A 269-nucleotide genomic window follows, 5' to 3' on the forward strand; every position below is an offset into this window, starting at 1 on the left:
GTCGGCGCGATGGTGCAGGAGGTCTATGCGACATCGCCGACCATTCGCGAGGCATGTGCACGCGGCATCTTCGGTCATGCGGCCACGCTCGAATCGGACATCGAAGCGGCCCGGATAAAATACGGCGTAGCCGGGAACTGGACGGCAGAGAGCCTCGCGCGACATACGCAGACCGTGCTCCAGGGCGCTTTCGTCATGGCGAAAGCCGGAAACGATCCGGCATTGGCGCGGGAGAGCCTCGACCATCTCGATCAATACATCAGGCTGCT

1 protein-coding gene is annotated in these 269 nt (G+C 62.5%); it reads left to right on the plus strand.

Annotated elements, in window-relative coordinates; all coding sequences use genetic code 11:
* The coding region (locus NLU14_RS21915) for a hypothetical protein (protein ID WP_275710596.1) at nt 1–269 on the plus strand (269 nt) is incomplete at both ends.

Source organism: Marinobacter iranensis (genome assembly GCF_029207565.1).
In the GTDB taxonomy this organism is placed as follows: Bacteria; Pseudomonadota; Gammaproteobacteria; order Pseudomonadales; family Oleiphilaceae; genus Marinobacter; species Marinobacter iranensis.